This window comes from Halomonas sp. TA22 (genome assembly GCF_013009075.1).
GTDB lineage: Bacteria > Pseudomonadota > Gammaproteobacteria > Pseudomonadales > Halomonadaceae > TA22.
Map to the genome: position 1 here is coordinate 580,567 of NZ_CP053108.1, position 23,141 is coordinate 603,707.

The 23,141-nt window shown below is 62.1% G+C and carries 18 protein-coding genes; 8 read left to right on the forward strand and 10 right to left on the reverse strand.

Going from position 1 to position 23,141, the window contains the following annotated elements:
• The first annotated feature begins 9 nt into the window (after positions 1-9).
• From HJD22_RS02605 to atzF, 7 genes are all read left to right on the forward strand, one after another.
• The gene (locus HJD22_RS02605; protein WP_208655618.1) at positions 10-804 is read left to right on the forward strand and encodes an ABC transporter ATP-binding protein; all 795 of its coding nucleotides are present in this window, start codon (positions 10-12) and stop codon (positions 802-804) included.
• Entirely contained in the window at positions 801-1,529 is a 729-nt protein-coding gene (locus HJD22_RS02610) for an urea amidolyase associated protein UAAP1 (RefSeq protein ID WP_208655619.1), read from the forward strand. Before HJD22_RS02605 ends, HJD22_RS02610 begins: the two co-directional genes overlap by 4 nt.
• Positions 1,530-1,540: 11 nt before the next feature.
• Complete coding sequence (locus HJD22_RS02615) at positions 1,541-2,179, forward strand: urea amidolyase associated protein UAAP2 (protein WP_208655620.1); 639 nt, start codon at positions 1,541-1,543, stop codon at positions 2,177-2,179.
• Between the two features lie 81 nt (positions 2,180-2,260).
• Positions 2,261-5,875 carry an urea carboxylase gene (gene uca, locus HJD22_RS02620; RefSeq protein ID WP_208655621.1) on the forward strand — a complete coding sequence of 1,205 codons (3,615 nt, stop codon included), beginning with the start codon at positions 2,261-2,263 and terminating at the stop codon, positions 5,873-5,875.
• A complete protein-coding gene (locus tag HJD22_RS02625; RefSeq protein ID WP_208655622.1) occupies positions 5,872-6,939 on the forward strand; it encodes an isopenicillin N synthase family oxygenase in 1,068 nt (355 codons plus the stop codon). The genes uca and HJD22_RS02625 overlap by 4 nt, the downstream gene beginning before the upstream one ends.
• On the forward strand, positions 6,936-7,634 hold the full coding sequence (locus HJD22_RS02630; protein WP_208655623.1) for a hypothetical protein: 699 nt from the start codon (positions 6,936-6,938) through the stop codon (positions 7,632-7,634). The genes HJD22_RS02625 and HJD22_RS02630 overlap by 4 nt, the downstream gene beginning before the upstream one ends.
• Positions 7,631-9,451, forward strand: coding sequence for an allophanate hydrolase (gene atzF, locus HJD22_RS02635; RefSeq protein WP_208655624.1), 1,821 nt, complete (start codon positions 7,631-7,633; stop codon positions 9,449-9,451). The genes HJD22_RS02630 and atzF overlap by 4 nt, the downstream gene beginning before the upstream one ends.
• Positions 9,452-9,514: 63 nt before the next feature.
• Here the strand turns inward: atzF and HJD22_RS02640 are convergent, their stop codons facing one another.
• Positions 9,515-10,204: a glutathione binding-like protein gene (locus HJD22_RS02640; RefSeq protein ID WP_208655625.1), complete on the reverse strand. Its 690-nt coding sequence runs from the start codon at positions 10,202-10,204 to the stop codon at positions 9,515-9,517.
• 78 nt (positions 10,205-10,282) lie between these two features.
• Positions 10,283-10,990, reverse strand: coding sequence for a glutathione S-transferase N-terminal domain-containing protein (locus HJD22_RS02645; RefSeq protein WP_208655626.1), 708 nt, complete (start codon positions 10,988-10,990; stop codon positions 10,283-10,285).
• Between the two features lie 396 nt (positions 10,991-11,386).
• Between HJD22_RS02645 and HJD22_RS02650 the strand changes: the two genes are divergently transcribed.
• A complete protein-coding gene (locus HJD22_RS02650) occupies positions 11,387-13,084 on the forward strand; it encodes an L-lactate permease (protein WP_208655627.1) in 1,698 nt (565 codons plus the stop codon).
• An 86-nt stretch (positions 13,085-13,170) separates the two neighbouring features.
• Here HJD22_RS02650 and HJD22_RS02655 read toward each other — a convergent pair whose 3' ends face one another.
• The 8 genes from HJD22_RS02655 to HJD22_RS02690 form a co-directional block, all read right to left on the reverse strand.
• Complete coding sequence (locus HJD22_RS02655; protein ID WP_208655628.1) at positions 13,171-13,695, reverse strand: gamma carbonic anhydrase family protein; 525 nt, start codon at positions 13,693-13,695, stop codon at positions 13,171-13,173.
• Between the two features lie 59 nt (positions 13,696-13,754).
• Positions 13,755-16,784 carry an FAD-binding and (Fe-S)-binding domain-containing protein gene (locus HJD22_RS02660; RefSeq protein WP_208655629.1) on the reverse strand — a complete coding sequence of 1,010 codons (3,030 nt, stop codon included), beginning with the start codon at positions 16,782-16,784 and terminating at the stop codon, positions 13,755-13,757.
• A 34-nt stretch (positions 16,785-16,818) separates the two neighbouring features.
• A complete protein-coding gene (locus HJD22_RS02665) occupies positions 16,819-18,030 on the reverse strand; it encodes an alanine--glyoxylate aminotransferase family protein (RefSeq protein WP_208655630.1) in 1,212 nt (403 codons plus the stop codon).
• A gap of 59 nt (positions 18,031-18,089) precedes the next feature.
• Complete coding sequence (locus HJD22_RS02670; protein WP_208655631.1) at positions 18,090-19,277, reverse strand: CaiB/BaiF CoA-transferase family protein; 1,188 nt, start codon at positions 19,275-19,277, stop codon at positions 18,090-18,092.
• Positions 19,278-19,297: 20 nt separating this feature from the next.
• Entirely contained in the window at positions 19,298-20,083 is a 786-nt protein-coding gene (locus HJD22_RS02675; RefSeq protein WP_208655632.1) for an enoyl-CoA hydratase/isomerase family protein, read from the reverse strand.
• Positions 20,084-20,099: 16 nt separating this feature from the next.
• Complete coding sequence (locus tag HJD22_RS02680; protein WP_208655633.1) at positions 20,100-21,383, reverse strand: TRAP transporter large permease; 1,284 nt, start codon at positions 21,381-21,383, stop codon at positions 20,100-20,102.
• Between the two features lie 5 nt (positions 21,384-21,388).
• Complete coding sequence (locus HJD22_RS02685; RefSeq protein ID WP_208655634.1) at positions 21,389-21,952, reverse strand: TRAP transporter small permease; 564 nt, start codon at positions 21,950-21,952, stop codon at positions 21,389-21,391.
• Positions 21,953-22,030: 78 nt separating this feature from the next.
• Entirely contained in the window at positions 22,031-23,011 is a 981-nt protein-coding gene (locus tag HJD22_RS02690; RefSeq protein WP_208655635.1) for a TRAP transporter substrate-binding protein, read from the reverse strand.
• Positions 23,012-23,141 lie beyond the last annotated feature (130 nt).

Here is a 23,141-nt window from a genome sequence, read left to right on the forward strand (position 1 = left end):
GAACTCAAGATGAGTCTGCTCGAAGCGAAGCGCCTGGAGAAGCGCTACGGCAATCATATCGTGCTCGAAGGGCTCAATTTTCACGTCGAAGCCGGCGAGTTCGTCACCTTGGTGGGTGCCTCGGGTTGCGGCAAAACCACCTTCCTGAAGATGCTGCTGGGTACCGAGCGTATCTCGCGCGGCTCGCTGACCCTTGACGGCCGGCCGATTCCCGACGAGCCGGGCCCTGATCGTGGCGTGGTGTTCCAGAAGTACTCGGTGTTCCCGCATCTCACCGTACTCGGCAACGTGATGATCGCCGAGGAACTACGTCAATCGAAGCTGCTCGGGAAGTGTGTTGGAGCCGCACGCCGCCGCGCCCGAGACAAGGCCATGGAGCGAATCCGGGAAGTCGGGCTCGACCATGCGTTGGACAAGTATCCGCATGAGCTTTCCGGCGGCATGCAGCAGCGTCTGGCGATCGCCCAGGCACTGATGATGCGCCCCCGTATCCTACTGCTCGACGAGCCTTTCGGTGCTCTCGATCCGGGTATCCGCCAGGACATGCACAGCCTGATCACCCGCCTGTGGGAGGAGCAGCAATTGACCATCTTCATGATCACCCATGACCTCAAGGAGGCCTTCACGCTAGGCACACGGCTGTGGGTGTTCGACAAGACACGCCACGATCCCCAGGCTCCCGAGGCCTTTGGCTCCACCATCACCTACGACCTGCCGATCGACCAGCGCCAGCTACCGGAAGACCTTCCGGCGCAGCTTGCCGAGCGCGGCATCAAGACGCTGTCACAGGAGACGCTGCTATGAGCACGCCATCGGATGTGCACTACATCACCCATCTGCCGGGCGGTCATCACTGGTCGCTTCGGCTACGTCGCGGCACCACGTTGACCTTGACCGCCCATGAGGCGGACACCAATGTCGGACTGCTCTGCTATAACCCCGAAAATCTGCTTGAGCGTTTGAACCTGCCCGATACGCTGAAATGCCAGCACACTTTCAAGCTGACCCGGGGCCACTGCCTCTATTCCGACATGGGGCGTATCTTCGCCTCGATCGTCGAGGATGACCTAGGCTGGCACGACAGCGTCAGTGGCAACTTGATGCCTCGCCACCTGGTCGCCAAGGGCTGGCAGTCGGTCAGCTACCAGCAGGGCCACAACGAGTGGACACGTACCGGCCATGACGCCTTCCTGGTCGAGCTGGCCAAGTATGGCCTTAGCCGTCGCGATCTCGCGGCCAACCTCAACCTCTTTTCGCGCGTCGAGAGCGATGACGGGGGCAGACTGCGCTACGTGCCTGGTCACTGCCAGCCCGGTGCAAGCGTCACGCTACGTTTCGAGATGGACACTCTGGTGCTATTGCACACCTGCCCACATCCGCTGGATCCAAGTCTCGAATATCCGCGCCGCGGCGTGGAGATCGCACTGGGCACTGCGCAGCCCCCCACCGAGGAGGATATCTGCTACCGCTCGCGACCGGAGAACGCTCGCGGCTTCGAAAACAATCGCCTCTACCACCTCGGTCTGTAAGGGAGAACACCATGATCATCGCAAGCACCCTACGTCCCGAGAATGCGCTCAGTCGCACTACCGTCGACGCCGGCGATCACTTCATCGGCATCGTCAAGGCCGGCCAGACCCTACGTATCCTCGACCTGGAGGGCAATCAGGCCGCCGACACCCTGTTCTTCAATGCCCATGACAGCGCCGAGCGCTACAGCGCCATGGACACGGTTCGCGAGCAGGGCGCTGTCTATCTCACCGCCGGCTCGCGCCTGCTCTCCAACGACGGCAACCCGATGCTGACCATCACCGCCGATACCTGCGGGCGTCACGACACCCTGGGTGGCGCCTGTGCCAGCGAAAGCAACACCGTGCGCTACGACTTGGAGAAGCGCCACATGCACTCCTGCCGGGACAACTGGATGCTGGCAATCGCCAATCATCCCGAGTATGGCATCACCAAGCGCGACATCACCCACAACATCAACTTCTTCATGAACGTGCCGGTCACCGCCGAGGGCGGCCTGACCTTCGAGGATGGTATCTCGGCACCCGGCAAGTACGTGGAGATGGTTGCCGAGATGGATGTGGTGGTGCTGGTCTCCAACTGCCCCCAGCTCAACAACCCTTGCAACGGCTACAACCCGACGCCCATCGAACTGCTGATCTGGAAATAATGAGGCGCTGGCTCCTGGGACGACCCACGGAGCCCGACAAGGACGCGGGACGACCCGCACCATCATTAGGGACGAAGCACGATGTTCTCCAAGGTCCTGATCGCCAATCGCGGCGCCATCGCCGCCAGAATTCTACGTACCCTCAAACAGCTGGGCACCGGTTCGGTCGTCGTGTATGCCGAGGCCGATCGAGACGCCCCCTACGTCCATCAGGCCGACGAGGCGTGGTCGCTGGGTGAAGGCGGTGCCGCCGACACCTACCTGGATATCGGCAAGCTGATCGACATCGCCAGGCAGAGCGGCGCCGAGGCGGTGCATCCCGGCTACGGCTTTCTCTCCGAGAACACCCGCTTCATCGCCGCCTGCGAGGCGGCCGGGCTGGCGTTTCTTGGCCCCACTGCCGATCAGATCCGCGATTTTGGCTTAAAACACGAGGCACGTGCCTTGGCCGAGCGTGCCGGCGTACCGTTGGTGCCGGGCTCCGGCCTTCTCGCCAGCGTCGAAGAGGCCGTTACCGAGGCTGCACGCATCGGCTATCCGGTGATGCTCAAGTCCACCGCCGGCGGCGGCGGCATCGGCATGCAGGTCTGCGAGGATGCACCGGCCCTCGAGCGCGCCTTCGACTCGGTACGCGGCCTGGGCGAGCGCAACTTCGGCGATGGCAGCGTCTTCCTTGAAGCCTATATCGCCCGTGCGCGTCATCTCGAAGTGCAACTGTTCGGCGATGGCCGGGGTAAGGTCGTGGCACTCGGCGAACGTGACTGCTCCACCCAGCGCCGTCACCAGAAGGTGCTCGAGGAGTGCCCGGCTCCCAACTTGCCCGAGCGCGTGCGCAGCGAGCTGCACGCCACCGCCGTGCGCCTGGGCGAGGCAGTCAATTACCGCAATGCCGGGACCGTGGAGTTCATTTACGATGCCGAGCGCAAGACATTCTACTTTCTCGAGGTCAACACTCGGCTGCAGGTCGAGCATGGTGTTACCGAGGAGGTGTATGGCGTGGATCTCGTTGAATGGATGGTGCGTCTCGGCGCCGACGAACTTCCCGATCTCGACATATTGACCCGAGACCTCGCCCCGCAAGGCCACGCCATCCAGGCGCGTCTCTACGCCGAGGACCCGAGCCACGATTTCCGCCCCAGCGCTGGGCTGCTCACCGAAGTGGCATTCCCCAAGACGCCAGGCCTGCGCGTCGATCATGCCATTGAGGCGGGGCTTGAGGTCTCGGCGCTGTTCGATCCGATGCTCGCCAAGATAATCGTGCATGCCAAAGATCGCGATAACGCCATCGAGCGCCTGGCCGACGTGCTTGAGCAGTCCAGCGTCTATGGCATCGCCACCAACCGCCGCTGGCTCTCGCATGTGCTGCGTAATGCCCGCTTCCGGACGGCTGAGGTGCACACCCGTTGGCTGGGCGAACTCGACTGGGCGCCACCGGCCATCGAGGTGCTCAGCGCCGGCACCATGACCACGATCCAGGACTATCCCGGGCGCCAGGGGCATTGGGACGTGGGCGTGCCGCCCTCCGGCCCCTTCGACGACTGGTCGTTCCGCCTCGGCAACCGCCTGCTCGACAACCCGGCTGACGCCGCCGGGCTCGAGATCACCCTGACCGGCCCCACGCTGCGCTTTCATCGCGCCACCCAGATCGCGCTTGCCGGAGCAGAACTGCCCACCACCCTCGATGGCGACCCCGTGGCGTTCTGGCAGGTGCTCGACGTGCCCGCCGGAGCGACCCTCGCGCTGGGCAAGGCCAGCGCCGGTGCGCGTGCCTATCTACTGGTACGCGGCGGCATCGATTGCCCTGCCTACCTCGGTTCGAAAGCCACCTTCACCCTCGGCCAGTTCGGCGGCCACGCTGGGCGCGCCCTGCGCAGCGGCGACATGCTCGACCTGCCCGAGCTGGACGCTGCGCCGCCGCGTGCTCTGCCCGAGGCGCTCAAACCCCCAATCGGCGGCAAGGAGGCGAGCCATGACTGGGAGATCGCCGTGCTATACGGCCCGCATGGCGCGCCGGACTTCTTCACAGAAGCCGACATCGACACTTTCTTCGCCCATGCCTGGGAAGTGCACTACAACTCCAGCCGCACCGGCGTGCGCCTGATCGGTCCGCGTCCCGAATGGGCACGTGCTGACGGCGGCGAGGCCGGCCTGCACCCCTCGAACATTCACGATAATGCCTACGCCTTCGGTACCATCGACTTCACCGGCGACATGCCGGTGATCCTCGGTCCCGATGGCCCCTCGCTGGGCGGCTTCGTCTGCCCCGCCACGGTGGTGCGCGCCGAGCGCTGGAAACTCGGCCAGCTCACCGCCGGCGACCGCATTCGCTTCGTGCCAGTGGATCTGGCCATCGCCCGCCAGTTGGAAGCGCGCCAGCAAGCCCAGCTCGCTTCCCTTAGCGAGCAGCCGGCCATCGCTGTCGAAGAACGTCGCGGCAGCCCCATTCTGCGCGACGTGCCGGCCGAGACTGCCGGCGAGCGCATCGTCTACCGCCGTGCCGGCGACGACTTCTTGCTGGTCGAGTTCGGTGCCATGGAGCTGGACATTGCGCTGCGCTTTCGTGCCCATGCCTGGATGCTATGGCTTCAGAAAAACGCGCTACCGGGCCTGCGTGAGCTGACGCCCGGCATTCGCTCGCTGCAGGTCCACTACGAACCCAGCGAACTCGCGCTCGACAAGTTGCTTGCCCACCTGGAACGCGCCGAGCGCGAGCTGCGCGACGTCGAAGCACTCGAGGTCGAGGCGCGTACCGTGCACCTGCCGCTCTCCTGGGACGATCCGGCCTGCCAGGAAGCCATCGACAAGTATCAGAGAAGCGTGCGCCCGGATGCGCCCTGGTGCCCAAGCAACCTGGAGTTCATTCGTCGTATCAATGGGCTGGATGCCATCGAGCAGGTGCGCGACATCGTTTTCAATGCCCGCTACCTGGTGATGGGCCTGGGCGACGTCTACCTCGGTGCACCGGTGGCCACGCCGCTCGACCCCTCCCAGCGACTGGTCACCACCAAGTACAACCCGGCACGCACCTGGACCGCCGAGAACTCGGTGGGCATCGGCGGCGCCTATCTGTGCGTCTACGGCATGGAAGGGCCCGGCGGCTATCAGTTCGTCGGCCGCACCCTGCAGATGTGGAACCGTTACCGCCAGACCGAATATTTCGAGAGTCCCTGGCTGCTGCGCTTCTTCGATCAGCTGTGCTTCTTCGAGGTCAGCCACGAGGAGCTCACGCAGATTCGCCGTGACTTCCCCCATGGGCGCTATCCGCTCGAGATCGAGACCACGCACTTCAAACTCGCCGACTACCAGGCCGATATCGACGCCCGCGCCGAGAAGATTGCCGTGTTCCGGGAACGCCGCGAGACCGCCTTCCAGCAGGAGATGGCCAACTGGCGCGCCAGCGGCCAGCTCACCTTCGAAGACCAGGCCCCCGTGACCCTTGAGGCCGCCGAGCTTGGTGCGGGAGAGAGCGGCATCGACAGCCCCGTGACCGGCAGCCTGTGGAAGCTTCTGATCAGCGAGGGCGACTCGGTCGAAGCCGGCCAGGTCATCGCCCTGGTCGAATCGATGAAGATGGAGGTCGAGGTCACCGCCTTTCAGGCGGGCCGCGTGGCGCGGCTACCGATACACGAGGGAGCGGCCGTGGCCCCGGGCCAGCCACTGGTAATTCTGACCGCACTTGAGGAGGGCATGGCATGAGCGCACCGCAACCCGATACCCGCCTGGAGGAGTTCCAATCCATCCCGGTGATCGATATCCAGGCGCTGCTCGGCGATGACATCGAGGCCCGCCAGGCAGTCGCCAGCGAGCTCGGCCGTGCCGCTCGCGAGGTCGGTTTCTTCCAGATTGTCGGCCACGGCATTTCCCGAGCAATGCGGAAAAACCTGATCGAGCAAGCCAAGGCATTTTTTGCCCAGCCGCTCGACGCCAAGATGATGCGCTACATCGGTAATTACGATCATCACCGCGGCTATGTACCCCAAGGGGAGGAGGCACCCGACCCCAACAAGCGCGACCTCAAGGAAGCCTTCGACCTGGCCTTCGAACTGCCCGCCGACGACCCGGGCGTGCGCGCCGGCACCCCGCTGCTCGGCCCCAACCCCTGGCCGGATCTTGACGGCTTCCGCGAGCCCGTCGAAGCGTATTATCAGGCCACCTACCAGGTCGGGCGGGCGTTGATGCGCGGCTTCGCGCTGACGCTCGGCCTGCCAGAAGAGCACTTTCTGCGTTACGTCAACAAGCCACCCAGTCAGCTGCGCTTGATCCACTACCCCTTCGACCCCCATGCCGAGGATGTTCAGGGCATCGGCGCGCACACCGACTACGAGTGCTTCACTCTGCTGCTGCCCACCGCACCCGGGCTCGAGGTGATGAACGGTGCCGGCGAATGGATCGAGGTGCCCTACCGCGATGACGCCTTGGTGATCAATATTGGCGACATGCTGGAGATCTGGACCAACGGTGAGTTCGTCGCCACCTCGCACCGGGTACGCAAGGTGAAGGAGGAGCGCTATTCGTTTCCGCTGTTCTTCGCCTGCGACTACCACACCGTGGTGGCACCGTTGCCCGAACTGGTGGCACGACACGGCGGCGAGCCCCGCTACGCTCCACTCAAGGCCGGCGATCATCTCTATGCCCAAACCATCCAGACCTTCCGCTACCTGCAACAGCGCCTGGCGCGCGGTGAGATCGACCTGCCCGAAGGCGCACGAAATGTGGGCACTCTCGGCCAGCACGGTCGCCATCAGGAGGCAGACACATGAGTGTCGCCTGGCCCAACCTCCCGACGGCTTATCGCGGCGTGTGGAAGCGTACCCTGTATGCCGAGCCCAGCGCGCCGCCTCATACCCAGCTCGACACCACCACCCAGGTGATCTGGCTGCAGACGTCGAGCTGGCATGCCGACCTGCGCCTGCCCGCCGAGCGCCCCGACTTCACCGGCGTCAGCGGCCTCGCCGGCTGCTCACGCGAGCAGCTTATCTGGCTCGCCAGCCTAACGGCCTTCGCCGGGCTGACCCAGGTGGAGGGCGAGCTTTGCAGCTGGCATCGCCTGGCCGACCTCGCTCCGAGCCTTGAGCGCGACGTCGGCGCGATGCGCTTTCTCGACACCAACGCACTGGAGGAGCGCCATCCGTACGGCCACTATCTGGAGCACTGGGAACGATTAGCAAGCACCGGCGAAGAGCATCTGATCCTCAATGACAGGGGTCTGCCGACCTGGATGCAGCTCGGCGATCATGCCATCGCCATCGTGCACCGACCGTCTGGCCCGGGTGTCGAGGCTCTGTTCACGCCACCAGAACGCCTCGATGACGACACCCTGCGTTGGCGCGCAAGCCTGCGTTTGGACTACCTGTGCCGAGAGACCGACGGCTGGCGCGTGACGCTCTCGACTCATCCCTGGCGGGAAGAATTGACTTGTCGCCACTCCGTTTTGACCGAAGGACATGCCTCATGAGCGCTCAACGCCTGGATATCAACTCCCTGCACGCTGCCTATCGTCGCGGCGAATTCACCCCGAAGTCACTCATCGACACCTTGCTCACCGAGGCTGACGAGCGAGGACACGACCCGGCCTGGATCACCCGCCTGTCCCGCGAGCAGGTCGCACCCTATCTCGCCCGCCTGGAGAGCGAATCGCCGGACACTCTGCCGCTTTACGGCATCCCTTTTGCGATCAAGGACAATATCGACCTGGCGGGCGTGCCGACCACCGCCGGCTGCCCCGCCTTTGCCTATACCCCGGATGAGCATGCCTTCGTGGTGAAGCAGTTGATCGATGCCGGCGCCATTCCGCTGGGCAAGACCAACCTAGATCAGTTCGCCACCGGCCTGGTCGGCGAGCGAGCGCTCGACGTCTATGGCGTACCGGGCAACGCCTTCGATGCCGACTACATTCCCGGCGGCTCGAGCAGCGGCTCTGCGGTGGTGACCGCCGCCGCCCAGGTGAGCTTCGCGCTGGGGACCGACACTGCCGGCTCGGGGCGCGTTCCGGCCTGCTTCCATAACCTGTTCGGCGTCAAGCCCAGTCTGGGGCTTCTCAGCACCCGCGGCGTGGTGCCGGCCTGTGCCACGCTCGACACCATCAGCCTGTTTGCGCTGAGTGCCGACGATGCCCAGGCCGTATTCAGGGTGGCCAGTGCCTTCGACCCCGAGTGCGCCTGGTCGAGGCGACACGATTTCGCCGTGCACTGCAAGCGCTACGGTCAGACGCCCTCGCGTTTTCGCTTCGGCGTGCCGCCCGAAGCGCAGTGGCATACCGACGAGGCGTACACGACCGGCATGCACGCAGCGATCGCCGAATTCGAGGCCCTGGGCGGCGAAAAAGTCGAGCTCGACTGCTCCTCGCTGCTCGCCGCCGCCCGGCTGCTCTACGAGGGCCCTTGGGTCGCCGAGCGCTATCACGCCATTCGTGACCTGCTCGCAAGTAATCCCAACGCCGTGCATCCGGTAACCCACCAGATCACCGAAGGCGGCGCCACGCCGCTCGCCGTGGATGCCTTCGACGCCCGCTACCAGCTCGCCGAGTACAAGCGTCAGGCCGACGCCCTGCTGGCCGAGGTGGATGTGATGCTCTCGCCCACCACCGTGACCCACCCCACCAAGCTGGAAGTGGCGGATAATCCGATCGGCGTGAACTCGCGACTCGGCACCTGGACCAACTTCATGAACCTGCTCGATTACAGCGCCCTTGCCGTACCCACCGGGTTCACCGAGTCCGGCCTGCCCTTCGGCGTGACGCTGTTCGGTGCGGCATTCGACGATCTCAAGCTGCTCTCGCTCGGCCGCGCCCTGGAGGCCCGGTTGATGCTGCCGCTGGGCGCGACCACGCTTGCGCGTACCGCCTTGGACGATCTCGCACCGGCCCAGGATGGCACGCTGGAACTGGCGGTATGTGGTGCGCATCTTGATGGCCTTCCGCTCAACCATCAACTCACCCAGCGTGGCGGCGTACTGGTCGAGGTAGCCGCAAGTGCGCCGCGCTACCGCCTCTACGCCCTCGCCGGCGGCCCGCCTGCACGGCCGGCGATGGTGCGAGACGAATACAAGGGCGCCGCCATTGAGGTAGAGGTGTGGCGACTGCCCATCGAGACGCTCGGTAGCTTGCTCTCCGGGATTCCAGCCCCGCTCGGCCTAGGGCAGGTGGAACTGGCCGGCGGCGAGTGGAAAACCGGTTTCATCTGCGCCGAAGGCGCACTGCATGAAGGTGGAGATGCCCAGGAGGTCACTCAATATGGCGGGTGGAGAGGGTGGCTTGCCAGCCAGTCCAAGTGAAATGACTCTGCCCAGCATCGCTGGGCAGAGTCATGCAAAGGCAGCAACTTACAGGGGAGTCGCCTAGCGCTGCCCAAACAGATGGCGACGCGCCTCATCGTCCATCTTCACGTTGTTGTCAGGATTGATGTCGTCCACCAGCGCATAGGCGCGCTTGACGGCGGGACGCGCCTCGATCGTGCGAAACCAGCGCAGCACGTTGGGGAAGTCCTCGATATCCTGACCCTGGTTTTCATAGGGCTTGATCCAGGGCCAGATCGCCATGTCGGCTATCGAATACTCCTCGCCGCCCACGAACGCATTCTCGTCGAGGCGCTTGTCGAGCACGGCGTATAGGCGCGCAGTCTCGTTGATGTAACGCTCGATGGCATACTCGATTTTCTGCGGCGCGTAATTGCGAAAGTGATGATTCTGGCCAGCCATGGGGCCAAGTCCGCCCATCTGCCAGTAGAGCCACTGCAGGATCACATAGCGCTCGCGCCCCTCCCTTGGCAGAAACTTGCCACTCTTGTCGGCCAGGTATTCAAGTATCGCCCCGGATTCGAACAGGGGTAACGGCTGTCCCCCATCCAGCGGTTTCTTATCGACAATGGCAGGAATCCGGTTGTTGGGGGCTATCTCCAGAAACTCGGCTGCAAACTGCTCTCCCCGCCCGATATTGATCGGCTTGAGGCGATACTCAAGGCCCGCCTCCTCGAGGAAGATCGTGACCTTGTGACCGTTGGGCGTCGTCCAATAGTAAAGATCGATCATGCGAACCTCCTGTTGCTCGTCATTGATACCTCTCGCCCTATGCACCTCATCATGGCACATCGCCACCGTTTGAGTGACTCAGCGATAGGCACCCTTCACATCGGTGATACGCATCGCCTCCCGGCCCAGGCCGCCATGGAGATCGAGCATTCTCTCGAGCCAGGCATAGACCGGATCGGCGTTCGAGACGAGATCCGCCGTCGACACCACACGAGCCCACATGAAGCTGCCAACGACCAGGTAGTCGGCCGCCGCCGGGGCATCGCCATCGAGAAAGTCGGATTCGGCAAGTCGGCCACGCATTGGCTCCAGCGCCTGATCGAGCATCGACAACCCCTTGCTCGGCGAGTGCAGGTCCTCAAGGCTGCGCCCGAAGCGCTTCTCCCGGCTCTCACGGAAGTAGTCGCGATCCTCCGGGGCAATGGCATTCAACAGATCCATGACGATGGTGCGCATGATCGCCGGGGCGAGCGAGCGTTCAGCATAGAACTTGAAGAAGCGGGCCCGGGCTTCGGCGTCGACACCGCCCAGCAGCGGCTTGTCGGGATAGTTACGATCCAGGTAGCGCAGGATCTCGTAGCTGTCGGACACCACCTCCTCGCCATCGACCATTACGGGCACGGTACTCTGCCCTGAGAATTCGAGAGCCTGCTTTTCACTAAAGCGCCAAGGACGGGTCTGGTAATCGAGCCCTTTGTGAGCAAGCGCGAACTTCACCCGCCAGCAGTACGGAGAAAACCGCAACCCATCATCGACACCACTAAGGTCGTATAGCAAACGGGACATATTCTTTTCCTTTTCTCAAAGCGTATTTATTACATCACGCCACTTTTCATCATTGCCACTTGGCGGTGTTTAAAGGCTATGTTGCCAGCCTACTCCTTGTTGTCCATTAGTCGAACGAAAAGCGGGAAATAGAGCAAAAAAAGCCTACAAATCCGCCATACAAACCTGCATAAATTATTTAAAAACAAATAATTATTGTTATTCACATATGACTACACTGCGCTGGTAATACCAATTATCCAAGTGTAGTCAAAGCCCCCTCTATCCGCTTATCTTGCCCTTGTCACCGCAGGGTTTCACTTGCCAAAAAACATGACAGCAAAGCCGGCTACCACTACTACCCGGACCACTTGAGCAGAACGACATGCCGAATAAAGCCAAGAGGAAGACTCCCTCATGAATCAGACAATACTCGCGCTACTTGCCTTCGCGCCATTGCTGCTGGCCGGTGTACTGTTGATAGGCTTTCGCATGGCCGCCAAGGTTGCCATGCCGATCGTCTTCATCGTCGCCGCGCTGATCGCGCTCTTCGCCTGGGACATGACCTTCACTCGGGTCGTCGCATCGTCGCTACAGGGCCTGATCCTCACCGCCTCGATCCTGTGGATCATCTTTGGTGCCATCCTGCTGCTCAATACCCTGAAACACTCAGGCGGTATCGCGGCGATTCGTAACGGCTTCTCGGGGATCAGCCCCGACCGCCGCGTACAAGCCATCATCGTCGCCTGGCTGTTTGGCTGCTTCATCGAGGGCGCCTCGGGCTTCGGCACTCCGGCGGCCGTGGCCGCACCACTGATGGTGGCACTGGGTTTCCCGGCGCTGGCAGCCGTCGTGGTTGGCATGATGATTCAGTCCACGCCGGTCTCCTTCGGTGCCGTGGGTACCCCGATCGTGGTGGGCGTCACCGGCGGCATCAATCAGGCCGAGATAAGCGCAGGCCTGATCGAACAGGGTTCCAACTGGGAAGAGTACTTCCGTCTTATCACCGCCGAAGTCGCCATCACTCACGGCATCGTCGGTATCTTGATGCCGCTGATCCTGGTGGTGATCATGGTGCGCTTCTTCGGCGCCAATCGCTCCTGGTCGGAAGGCCTCTCGATCACCCCCTTCGCCATCTTTGCCGGTATCTGCTTCGTGGTGCCCTACATGCTGGCCGGGGTACTGCTGGGGCCAGAGTTCCCGTCGATGATCGGCGCCATGGTCGGCCTAGCCATCGTGGTACCGGCAGCACGCAAGGGATTCTTGATTCCCAAGGACATCTGGGATTTTCCCGACGCCAAGTCCTGGCCGGACGAGTGGATCGGCAAGCTGGAGATCAAGCTCGACGATATCGCCGGCAAGACGCCGATCTCCACCTTCATGGGCTGGGTGCCTTATGTGCTGCTGGCCGTGTTCCTGGTCATCTCGCGCACCGTTGCACCGGTTCGCGAAGCGCTCAACTCGGTCGTGTTCGGCTGGAGCAACATTCTCGGTGAAGCGGGTGTCTCCGGGACGCTGGCCCCGCTCTACCTGCCTGGCGGCATTCTGGTCTTCGTCGTCCTGATCACCATCTTCATGCACCGCATGCGCGGCAATGAGGTGAAGGCGGCCTTCAACGAATCGACCCGCACCATTCTGGGCGCCGGTTTCGTGCTGATCTTCACCATCCCGATGGTGCGCATCCTGATCAACTCGGGCGTCAACGGGTCGGATCTGGTCTCGATGCCGGTCGCCATGGCCCAGTTCGTGGCCGACAGCGTGGGTGGTGTCTATCCGTTCTTCGCACCGGCAGTCGGCGGCCTGGGCGCCTTCATCGCCGGCTCCAACACCGCAGCCAACCTGATGCTGGCGGACTTCCAGTTCAACGTGGCTCAGCAGCTTGGCCTCTCTACCGCGATGATGGTCGCTTTGCAGGCCGTCGGTGCCGCCGCGGGGAACATGATCGCCATCCACAACGTGGTCGCGGCCTCGGCCACCGTTGGTCTGCTGGGACGTGAGGGTGAGACGTTGCGCAAGACCATTCTGCCAACGATCTACTACTTGATCTTCACCGGCATCATCGCGCTGATCGCCTTCTACGTGATCGGCGTAACGGACCCGCTGATGGGAAGTTGATCGTCTGACGCCACGCGTGGCATATAATTAAAGCCACCACGACCTCCCGGTCGTGGTGGCTTTATCTTTTCTCGCTAGTGGCTTTTTTAGCCGATGCGCTCGATACCCTGCGCATGCAGCCGGCCTCGCTCAACGTAGCTCGCCGAATTCTTCTTCAAGCCTTCCAAGGCTTCGGCAGAGAGCTCCCTGACCACTTTCGCAGGTGCCCCCACGATCAGGGTATTGTCGGGGAATGATGCCCCCTCCTTGACGACCGCACCCGCCGCCACCAGGCAATTCTTTCCGATCACCGCGCCGTTGAGCACCACCGCCTGGATGCCGACAAGGCTCCCATCGCCGATCGTGCAGCCATGCAACATGGCCTGGTGCCCGACCGTCACGTTCTTGCCCACCGACAAAGGGAAGCCCGGGTCGGCATGCAGAATGGCACCATCCTGAATATTGCTTCCTTCATCGATGGTCAACCATTCGGTATCGCCTCTGAGGACCGCCTGATACCAGACGCTGGCATTACGCTTCAGCACCACCTGTCCCATCACATCCGCCGTCTCGGCAACGAAGACATCGTCAGCGATCTGCGGCGCCTGTTCTCCATAGCGGTAAATAGCCATGTGCTCTCCTTTTTTGTCTCTTGGGTCTGTTGCCTGGATCCGCTCTCTAGTTCCATTCTCTAGATCGATGCTCTAGGCTCGGCATGGCCAAGTGCCTGCGCCAATAGACGCGCCACATGCATCGCTTCCCGGGCGGCCCCGTCCTTGATCTGATGACGACAGCTGGTGCCATCGGCGATCAGCACGGCATCCTCCCCCTTGGCACGAATCGCCGGCAACAAGGATAGTTCGGCCATCTTCAGTGAAGCATCGTAATGCTCTGCTTCATAGCCAAAGCTACCGGCCATGCCGCAACAGGAGGACTCGATGGTTTCCATCTCGAGGCCAGGAATCCACCTGAGCACCTGTTCGATCGGACGCACCGCATCGAAGGCTTTCTGATGGCAATGGCCATGCAGCAGCGCTCGTGAGACGCCTATCGGCTTGAGTTCGAGGGTCAGCGCTCCCGCCTCGTGCTCCTTGACCAGGAATTCTTCGAACAGGTAGGCCGAGTCGGCAAGCGCCCTGGCTTCCTCGCCATAACCGTACTGCAGGAACTCGTCGCGCATGGTCAGCAGGCACGAAGGCTCGAGCCCCACGATCGATACGCCGCGGCGAACATAGGGCAGGAGATGCTCGAGCGTTCGCTTGGCCTCCGCCTTCGCCTTGTCTACCTGGCCTGACGAGAGATAGGTGCGACCGCAGCAGAGCGGTCGCTCGTTCTGGCGAGCGTTCAGGTGCACATGGTATCCGGCTGCTTCCAGCACGCGCTTGGCCGCGACGGCGTTCTCGCCCTCCATATAGTTGTTGAAGGTATCGATGAACAGCAGTACTTCGCGAACACCGGCCGCCGGGACAGTGACGCCTGCCGCGCCAGCCAGGAAATTGCCATCAAAGGCCGGCAGGTCACGCTGAGGTGCCAGCCCAAGCATCTGCTTGATCGTGCGCGAGATGAACGGCACGCGCTCGGCCGTACGCAGTAGCCCTGACAAGCGGCTGGCGTAGGGGGCATATCTGGGCATTTCGCCAACCATGCGCTCGCGCAGCGAGAGTCCCTTGGCTGTGGCACGTGCCGCTCGCGCCTCGATCTTGAACTTGGCCATGTCCACCCCGGTCGGGCAGTCGCGCCGACAGCCCTTGCACGAAACGCACAGATCCAGCGCCGCCTTCACGTCATCGCCCGCCAATCCCTCCTCGCCCAGCTGGCCGGAGAGCACCAGGCGCAGGGTGTTGGCCCGCCCCCGAGTGAGGTGCTGTTCGTCTCTAGTGATGCGATAGCTGGGACACATGGTGCCCGCATCGAACTTGCGACAGTGGCCGTTGTTGTTGCACATCTCCACCGCCATGGCGAGGCCATGAGTAGGGTCGCCGGCACTGCCGGGTTCGCTCTCCTCGCCAGTGAGCGGGTCGCGCTTGACGTTCCAGGCCGACCAGTCGAATACCGGGGTCACGGGTATCGCCTGATAGTGCTTAGGAAAGCGGAAATAGCGCTCGTCGTTCATCCGAGGCGTATCGACGATCTTGCCCGGGTTGAATACCCCCTTCGGATCGAATAGCTGCTTGATCTCCTTGAAGGCGTCATTGAGCGTCTCGCCGAACTGCCAGGCCACCCACTCGCCGCGGCAGATCCCGTCGCCATGCTCACCGGAGTAGGCCCCCTTGTATTCGCGCACCAGGGCGGAGGCCTGTTCGGCGATCTCGCGCATCTTCGCGCCACCATCACGACGCATGTCCAGTATCGGACGCACATGTAGCGTGCCGACGCTTGCGTGGGCGTACCAGGTACCTTCGGTACCGTGCTGGTTGAAGACCTGGGTCAGCTTGTCGGTGTACTCCGCGAGGTGCTCAAGCGGTACCGCGCAATCCTCGATGAACGACACCGGTTTGCCATCGCCCTTCATGCTCATCATGATATTGAGGCCAGCCTTGCGCACGTTCCATAGCGCCTTCTGCTCATCACCGCCGGGCATGTCGACCACACTCTCCGGCAAGCCGAGGTCGCCCATCAGCTCGTTGAGCTTGCGCAGCGTATCGAGCAGCGCCTGCCTGTCGTGCCCGGCGAACTCGACCAGCAGAATGGCGTCAGGCTTGCCGATCAGCGCCTTCTCGATCACCGGGCGGAACGCGGGGTTCTCGATGGAGAGATCGATCATGGTGCGGTCGACGAGCTCGACTGCCGTGGGCCCCAATTTATCGATATATTGGGCAGCATCCATCGCCTGGTAGAAGGTGGGGAAATTCACCACCCCCAGCACCTTGTGGGTGGGCAGTGGCGAGAGTCGTAACTTGACCCGTCGGGTCAGCCCCAAGGTCCCTTCCGAGCCAACCAGCAGATGCGCCAGGTTGACGCGTCCGTCAGGATCGTAGGGCTTGGGGTTCTGGCAGTTGAAGAGATCGAGGTTATAGCCCCCGACCCGCCTCAGTACCTTGGGAAAATTCTCGCGAATCTGCGGATCGACACGCTCGGCGATCTGCTTGACCCTGTCGGCAATCAAGCGCACCCGGCCGGCCTCCGGAAGCTCATCGACAAAGCCGAACGTGGCCTCGCTGCCATCGGCCAGCAGCGCCTCGACCCCGAGCACGTTGTGCACCATGTTACCGTAGTAGATCGATCGCGAACCGCAGGAGTTGTTGCCGGCCATGCCGCCGATCGTGCACTGCGCGCTTGTCGATACATCCACCGGATACCACAACCCGTACGTCTTGAGCCAGGCATTGAGGTGATCGAGCACGATACCCGGCTCCACCACCACGGTGCGCGCCTGCTCATCGAACTCGACGATCTGATTCAGCCAGCGCGACGTGTCCAGTACCAACGCCTCCCCCACGGTCTGGCCGCACTGGCTGGTACCGCCCCCCCTCGGCAGCACCGGCACGCCGGCATCGAGGGCGATATCCAGCGCCACCTTCAGGTCCTGCTGATGGCGCGGAACCACGACCCCGATCGGCATGACCTGATAGATCGAGGCATCGGTCGCGTAGCGCCCCCGCGAGGCATGATCGAAAAGCACCTCACCGGCGACCTCGCTTGCCAGTCGCGTGGCAAGCTCGGAAATCGGCTTGATGCGTGCGTCAGGTGATCGCGTATTGTTCTGATTCAAGGACGTCATCGTTCACTCCTGCATTACACCTGTGATCGCGCCACTAGCGAGCGACTGGGCTCAGCGGGTTTTGAACGAAATACTCCAATGCCGCCGTTACGCCACTCGACTTGAGCTCGACACCCGCCAGCTTGAGGCCCGCCTCGCACCCTCCCAGGGTGGCAATCAGCGTCAGATCGTTGCAATCGCCCAGATGTCCGATCCGGAACATCTTGCCCTTGACCTTGCCCAGCCCCATTCCCAACGACAGGTCGAAGCGCTCGTAGATCACCTTGCGGATCGCATCGGCATCCACCCCCTCCGGCATCATCACGCCAGTCAGCACCGGCGAGTAGACGGCCGGGTCCTGGCACTGGATCTCAAGCCCCCACGCCTGGATGGCGGCACGCACCCCCGCGGCCCAGCGCTGGTGGCGCTCCAGGACATGGTCGAGCCCCTCATCGAGCAGCATGTCGAGCGCCTCGTTCAGGCCATAGAGAAGATTGGTGCTCGGCGTGTAGGGGAAATAGCCGGTCTTGTTGGCTTCCAGAATCTCGTCCCAGGCCCAGAAGCTTCTGGGCAGCCGAGCAGTGGCGCTGACCTGGAGGGCCTTGTCGGAAATCGCATTGAAGCTGATCCCGGGGGGCAGCATGAGCCCCTTCTGGGAGCCGGAGATCGTCACATCGACACCCCACTCGTCATGCCGGTAATCGGCACTGGCAAGCCCCGAAATGGTATCGACCATGAACAGCGCCGGATGGCCTGTGGCATCGATGGCGCGGCGAACCGCCGCGATATCGCTGGTGACCCCGGTGGAGGTCTCGTTATGCACCACGCACACGGCCTTGATGGTGTGGTCGACATCCTCTTTCAGGCGCGCTTCGATCATCTCCGCCTGCACCCCCCGCCGCCACCCTTCATTCCCCGGCAGGCCGATGAACTCAGGTTCCAGTCCCAGGCGAAGGGCCATTTTCTGCCACAGGGTGGCGAAGTGACCGGTTTCGAACATCAGCACCTTGTCGCCGGGCGACAGGGTATTGGCCAGCGCCGCTTCCCATGCCCCAGTTCCCGAGGCGGGATAGATGATGACCGGATTCTCGGTCTTGAATATCCGCTTGGTCTTGGCCAGCAGCTCAAGCCCCAGGGCACCGAACTCTGGACCTCGGTGATCGATGGTGGGCAGACTCATGGCGCGTAGAATGCGATCCGGTACCGGTGAGGGGCCGGGAATCTGCAGAAAGTGACGACCGGAAGGGTGAAAATCGAGATTCAACATGATGACTCCTTGGAATTATTGAATTTAGGATAATGAATTCAATTTTGACGATGAAATCGCTACTTGATGCTGCCTGCCTCGCGCAGTTCATGTATCGCCTCGGCAGACAAACCGATGCCTGACAGCACCTCGTCGGTATGCTGGGCGAACAGTGGCGCCGGGCTGCGAATCTTTGATGGCGTACGGGAAAACTTGCTGGGAAAACCGATCGTCTTCATTCTGCCGATCACCGGGTGCTCCATCTCCTGCACCATGTCACGCGCCAGATAGTGCTCATCTTCCATGGCCTGGGCGAAGTCGTTGATTGGTCCCGCCGGCACACCGGCCTTGTCGCAGCGATCGAGCCAATGGGCCATGTCCTGCTCGACCATGATGGCCTCGATCAGGCTCTCCAGCTCATCGACGTGCTGGCCTCGGGCAAGATTGGTCACGAATCGCGCGTCGCTGACCAGATCATCACGCTCGAGCACGTCCTGGGCGAAGCGCTCCCAGGTACGCTGATTGGCACAGCCGAGCATGATGTAGCCATCGCGCGTTTTGACCGCCTGGTAAGGCGCCGAAACCCGATGCCGCCAGCCGGTGGCTTCGGGTACCTTGCCCTCGGCGAAGTAAGCCGCCGCCTCCCAAGTGAACCATGGCAGGCCGCATTCAGTGATGGCAATGTCGATATGCTGGCCTTCACCGGTATTCATCTTGTGGATATGCGCCGCCAGGATCGAGTAGACCGCGGTGATGCCCGCCCCGATGTCATATACCGCGATGCCGGTCTTGAGCGGCCGCCGGCCGGCCTCGCCGGTCATCGACATCAAGCCGCTCATGCCTTGGGCGACCAGGTCGAAACCGCCCCGATGGCTGTAGGGCCCGGTCTGGCCATAGCCGGAAATCGAACAGTAGACGATACCCGGGTTGATCTCCTTGATCGTGTCGTAGTCGATCTTGAGCGATTGGGTCACGCCCGGTCGGTAGTTCTCGACGATGACATCGGCATCCCTGGCCAGGCGGTAGAAGATCTCGCGGGCCCGCTCATCCTTGAGGTTGAGCGACACGCTCTTCTTGTTGCGGTTGATCTGCGAAAAGCAGGTCGACTCGTCATTGACGTAAGGCCCCATCTGGCGGCTGTCATCGCCGCCCTTGATCTTTTCGATCTTGATCACCTCGGCGCCCATGTCGGCAAGCACCATGGTGCAGTAAGGCCCGGCCATGATCTGGGAGACATCCAGCACTTTCAGATTCTGTAGAGGTAGCATCTCGGCACTCCGACTGTTGCTTACTTACCCGTCCACTCGAAGGGCGTCTTGTTGATGAACTTGTCGACCGCCGCATTGAAGTCGCGGCTCATGTAGCAGGTCGTGACCCAATCGTCGCTGGCATCGCGCGCGGCACGCCGGTGCTCCTGCACGCGCTGGATCAGCGCCTTGCTGGCCTGAATCGTCAGTGGCGCGCGCTTGGAGAACTCATGGGCCCGCGCCTCCACCTCGACGGCAATCGAGTCGGCATCGAATATCCCGTTCACCAGCCCCGCCTGCAGCGCCTCGTCGGCGCTGAACAGCCTGGCCGCCATCAGCACTTCCTTGGTGCGGGCCAGGCCGACCATATCGATCAGGCGCGAGACATTGGTGATCGACAGGCAGTTGCCCAAGGTCTTGGCAATCGGTACGCCGAACTTAAGCGACGGAGTGCAGTAGCGAAAATCGCAGACCATGGCCAAGGCCGCCCCGCCACCGATACAGAAGCCCTCGAGCATGGCAATGGTGGGCTTGGCAAGCGTCTCGAGCTTGCCCACCACCCGGTCGATACGCCTTTCATAGTCGATGGCATCTTGCGGCTCGCTGAAGTTGGCGAACTGCGTGATGTCGGTACCGGCCACGAATGCCTCGCCGCCGCACCCGTGCAGTACCACGGCATGGATCGAATCGTCCTGGGCGAGCGCATCGCAGCAGCGCTCGAGTGCGTCATACATTTCCCAGGTCATCGCATTGCGGCTGGCCGGGCGATTGAAGCCGATCCAGGCAACGCCTGAGCGCTTTTCGAACGACAGACTCTCTGTGTTCATCTCTCTCTCCTGCCCATTAGCCGTAAACGAAGTTGACCAGTGCCAGCGCAAACGCCGGGATGTAGGTATTGATCATCAGGATCGCGAACAGTACCCCGATGAACCACAAGTTGGTTTTCGAGGTCGCCCAGATATCCGACTTGGCTATCGAGCACGAGGCGATGAGCACACTCGCCACTGGCGGTGTCTGCTGCCCGATCGCCAGGTTGAGCGTCACGATCAGGCCGAAGTGCAGCGGATCGATCCCCACGGCAATGATCAGCGGCAGGACGATCGGCACCACCAGGATGATCGCCGCGGCGGAGTGCAGGAAGATGCCCAGGATCAGGAAGACGATATTGAGCAGCGCCAGGATCACGTACTTGTTGCTAGTCATGTCACTGATCTGCATGGCAATCGCCTGGGGCACCCGAGTTTCGGTCAGATAACCGCCGACCACCGCCGAGGCCGCCACCAGCAGCATCACCACGGCGGTCTGCACGCCTGCACTCATGCAGGAGGCGAGAAAGGTCTTGATGGTGAACTCGCGATAGACCACCGCGCTGATGAAGATCGCGACCACCACTGCAAGGGCGGCGCCTTCCGTTGCCGTCACGACGCCACCGAAGATACCGCCAAGGATGATGACCGGAATCATCAGCGCCCACAGCGCATCCTTGAAGGCGGTCCACAACCGCGACAGCTGGAACTTGCCCTCCGAGGGGAAGTTGTACTTGGTTGCCAGGTAGTAGCACATGCCGGCTAGAGCCAGCGCACCGAGCAGCCCTGGGAAGATCCCCGCCACGAACATCTTGACCACCGACTCGCCGGACATCACCGCATAGAGGATCATCGGAATCGAGGGCGGCAGGATGATCGCAAGGCTCGCCGCGGAAGAGGAGATCGACGCGGCGAACTCCTTCGAATAGCCCTTCTTGCGCATGGCCGGGATCATGATGCTACCAATCGCCGATACCCCTGCCACCGAGGAGCCGGAGATCTCGGCAAAGAATACCGAGGCCCCGATCGTGACCATCGACAGGCCACCGCGAATGAAGCCCAGCATCGCCGAGGCCAGATCGATCAGGCGACGCGAGATGCTGGAAGCATTCATGATGGCGCCGGCCAGGATGAACAGCGGAATGGCGATCAACGGGAAGTTGGTCGCCCCTTCGAACATGGTCATGCCTACCGTGGGCATGGCCAGGCTGCCATAGGACATGAAGGTCGCCACGGTACCCACGATGGCCAAGGCCACGGCGACGGGAACATTGATCAGGATCAGCACGATCAATGCCAGAAACATGTAGAGAATGATCATCGATCCTATCCCCTCGCCTGAGATGTAGTGGCTTCCTTGATGTCTTGCGCATCGATACCCGCCTCTTCAAGCTCGTGATCGATGAAGCCATGACCGCGCGCGCTTTTCAGCACATCCGGAATACGCAGCAACTCGGCGAGAATGAACAGGGCGGAAGCGATGGGAATCGCCGACTGGGTCACCTGCATTGAGATCGCGGGAATGCTGACCATGTTGACCCCTTGCAGGATCATCATGACCTGGAAGCTGGCATAGCCCAGGAACACGAAGAAAGCGATGGTAATCGCTTCGGCCAGCAGGGCGACCGGTACCCGCACCGCCGGGGGACACATATTGAGTACGCTCGGGCAGGTGATATGCGCCCCCTTGGCCGCCGCCAATGCCGCACCGTAATAGGTGAGCCAGGCAAGCAGCACCGCCGCCACTTCGTCGTACCAACTCAAGGGCGAACCAATCAGCCGAGACGAAAAGCCGACGATGACCACACCGGCCAGGGCGATGATGTTGACGACAACAATGCTTTCAAGCAGCTTGAAATAGGCACTCTTGAACTTGGTATAAGAACTCATCGAGACCTCCAGAGAGAGTGAGGGAGCACATCACCGTCGCTATCGCGATGACGTGCACCGTCGCGTTGATGGTACGGCTTACTCTCTGAGTGCAATGACGGCGTCGAGCAGCGTCTGACCGCCATCCACCTCACTGGAAAACTTCTCGTAAATGGGCGTAGAGGCTTCGAAGAAGGCTTCGAAGTCCACCTCGTTGACTTGCATGCCGGCTTCGCGCATCTGCTCGAGAGTCTCCTCATCGAGCCGCTGACCCTGCTCGAGAACGAAGTCCTCAAGCTCAAGTGCCACCTCCTCGAGCACTTCGCGAACCTCTTCCGGCAAGCGGTTCCAACTCGCCCCCGCAATCAGGTAAGCCGGCGTATAGACGTGGTTGGAGATCGACAGATACTCCTGCACTTCATGAAAGCGTGATGAGAAGGTCTGGATGAGTGGGTTCTCCTGGCCATCCATCGCGCCGGTCTGGAGGGCGACGAAGACCTCCGATAGCGCCATGGGGGAAGGGGCCGCGCCATAGCTGCGGAACATCTCGATCCGCCACACGCCGCTAGGCGTGCGCAACTTGATCCCGCGAAGATCCTCGGGCGTATTGATGGGGCGGCGATTGTTGGTGATCTGCCGGAACCCGTTCTCCCAAACGCCGAGGATCCTGAAACCGCGCTGCTGGGCAGCTTCATAGAGGTCTTCGCGAACCACTTCGTCACGCACCCGCTTCATGTGCTCTCGATCAGCGATCAGATAGGGCATCTCGAATAGCGCGAATTTTTCCGACTCGGAACTCATGATGGTGGAAGGAATCGAGAGGTCCAGGCTACCCAAGCGCAGGCGTGTCATCATCGACTCGTCGCCCCCCAGCTGGCTATTGCCGTAGATATTGACCTCTGCCACCCCCTCCAGACGCTCATTGGCGAGCTCGGCGAATCGATTGGCGCTGATCTCAAACAGCGAGCCTGGCCCGCCCACATGGCCAAGTCTCACTTCGATCTCGTTGGCAGTGGCATTGCCCGCCTGCACTCCACACATCAGTACGGTTGCGGCGAGAGCTGTTCTCAGGAATTTCATCGTGCGCTCCACTATCGGTTTGTTGTTATCTCGGTGTCGTCACCGGAGGGACGTCCCGCGTCGGCATGCTCCAGCGTGGACGGCAGCCAGGTACGGCTGACTACCAGGCAAGACCCAGGGCAGCATATTG

What these genes read in the sequence shown, in the direction of transcription:
- HJD22_RS02650 (WP_208655627.1), top strand. Translation starts at nt 11,387, where the DNA reads ATGAATCAGACAATACTCGCGCTACTTGCCTTCGCGCCATTGCTGCTG.
- HJD22_RS02655 (WP_208655628.1), bottom strand. Translation starts at nt 13,695, where the DNA reads ATGGCTATTTACCGCTATGGAGAACAGGCGCCGCAGATCGCTGACGAT.
- HJD22_RS02675 (WP_208655632.1), bottom strand. Translation starts at nt 20,083, where the DNA reads ATGAACACAGAGAGTCTGTCGTTCGAAAAGCGCTCAGGCGTTGCCTGG.
- HJD22_RS02660 (WP_208655629.1), bottom strand. Translation starts at nt 16,784, where the DNA reads ATGACGTCCTTGAATCAGAACAATACGCGATCACCTGACGCACGCATC.
- HJD22_RS02640 (WP_208655625.1), bottom strand. Translation starts at nt 10,204, where the DNA reads ATGATCGATCTTTACTATTGGACGACGCCCAACGGTCACAAGGTCACG.
- HJD22_RS02615 (WP_208655620.1), top strand. Translation starts at nt 1,541, where the DNA reads ATGATCATCGCAAGCACCCTACGTCCCGAGAATGCGCTCAGTCGCACT.
- HJD22_RS02680 (WP_208655633.1), bottom strand. Translation starts at nt 21,383, where the DNA reads ATGATCATTCTCTACATGTTTCTGGCATTGATCGTGCTGATCCTGATC.
- HJD22_RS02670 (WP_208655631.1), bottom strand. Translation starts at nt 19,277, where the DNA reads ATGCTACCTCTACAGAATCTGAAAGTGCTGGATGTCTCCCAGATCATG.
- HJD22_RS02665 (WP_208655630.1), bottom strand. Translation starts at nt 18,030, where the DNA reads ATGTTGAATCTCGATTTTCACCCTTCCGGTCGTCACTTTCTGCAGATT.
- HJD22_RS02630 (WP_208655623.1), top strand. Translation starts at nt 6,936, where the DNA reads ATGAGTGTCGCCTGGCCCAACCTCCCGACGGCTTATCGCGGCGTGTGG.
- HJD22_RS02610 (WP_208655619.1), top strand. Translation starts at nt 801, where the DNA reads ATGAGCACGCCATCGGATGTGCACTACATCACCCATCTGCCGGGCGGT.
- atzF (WP_208655624.1), top strand. Translation starts at nt 7,631, where the DNA reads ATGAGCGCTCAACGCCTGGATATCAACTCCCTGCACGCTGCCTATCGT.
- HJD22_RS02605 (WP_208655618.1), top strand. Translation starts at nt 10, where the DNA reads ATGAGTCTGCTCGAAGCGAAGCGCCTGGAGAAGCGCTACGGCAATCAT.
- uca (WP_208655621.1), top strand. Translation starts at nt 2,261, where the DNA reads ATGTTCTCCAAGGTCCTGATCGCCAATCGCGGCGCCATCGCCGCCAGA.
- HJD22_RS02645 (WP_208655626.1), bottom strand. Translation starts at nt 10,990, where the DNA reads ATGTCCCGTTTGCTATACGACCTTAGTGGTGTCGATGATGGGTTGCGG.
- HJD22_RS02625 (WP_208655622.1), top strand. Translation starts at nt 5,872, where the DNA reads ATGAGCGCACCGCAACCCGATACCCGCCTGGAGGAGTTCCAATCCATC.
- HJD22_RS02690 (WP_208655635.1), bottom strand. Translation starts at nt 23,011, where the DNA reads ATGAAATTCCTGAGAACAGCTCTCGCCGCAACCGTACTGATGTGTGGA.
- HJD22_RS02685 (WP_208655634.1), bottom strand. Translation starts at nt 21,952, where the DNA reads ATGAGTTCTTATACCAAGTTCAAGAGTGCCTATTTCAAGCTGCTTGAA.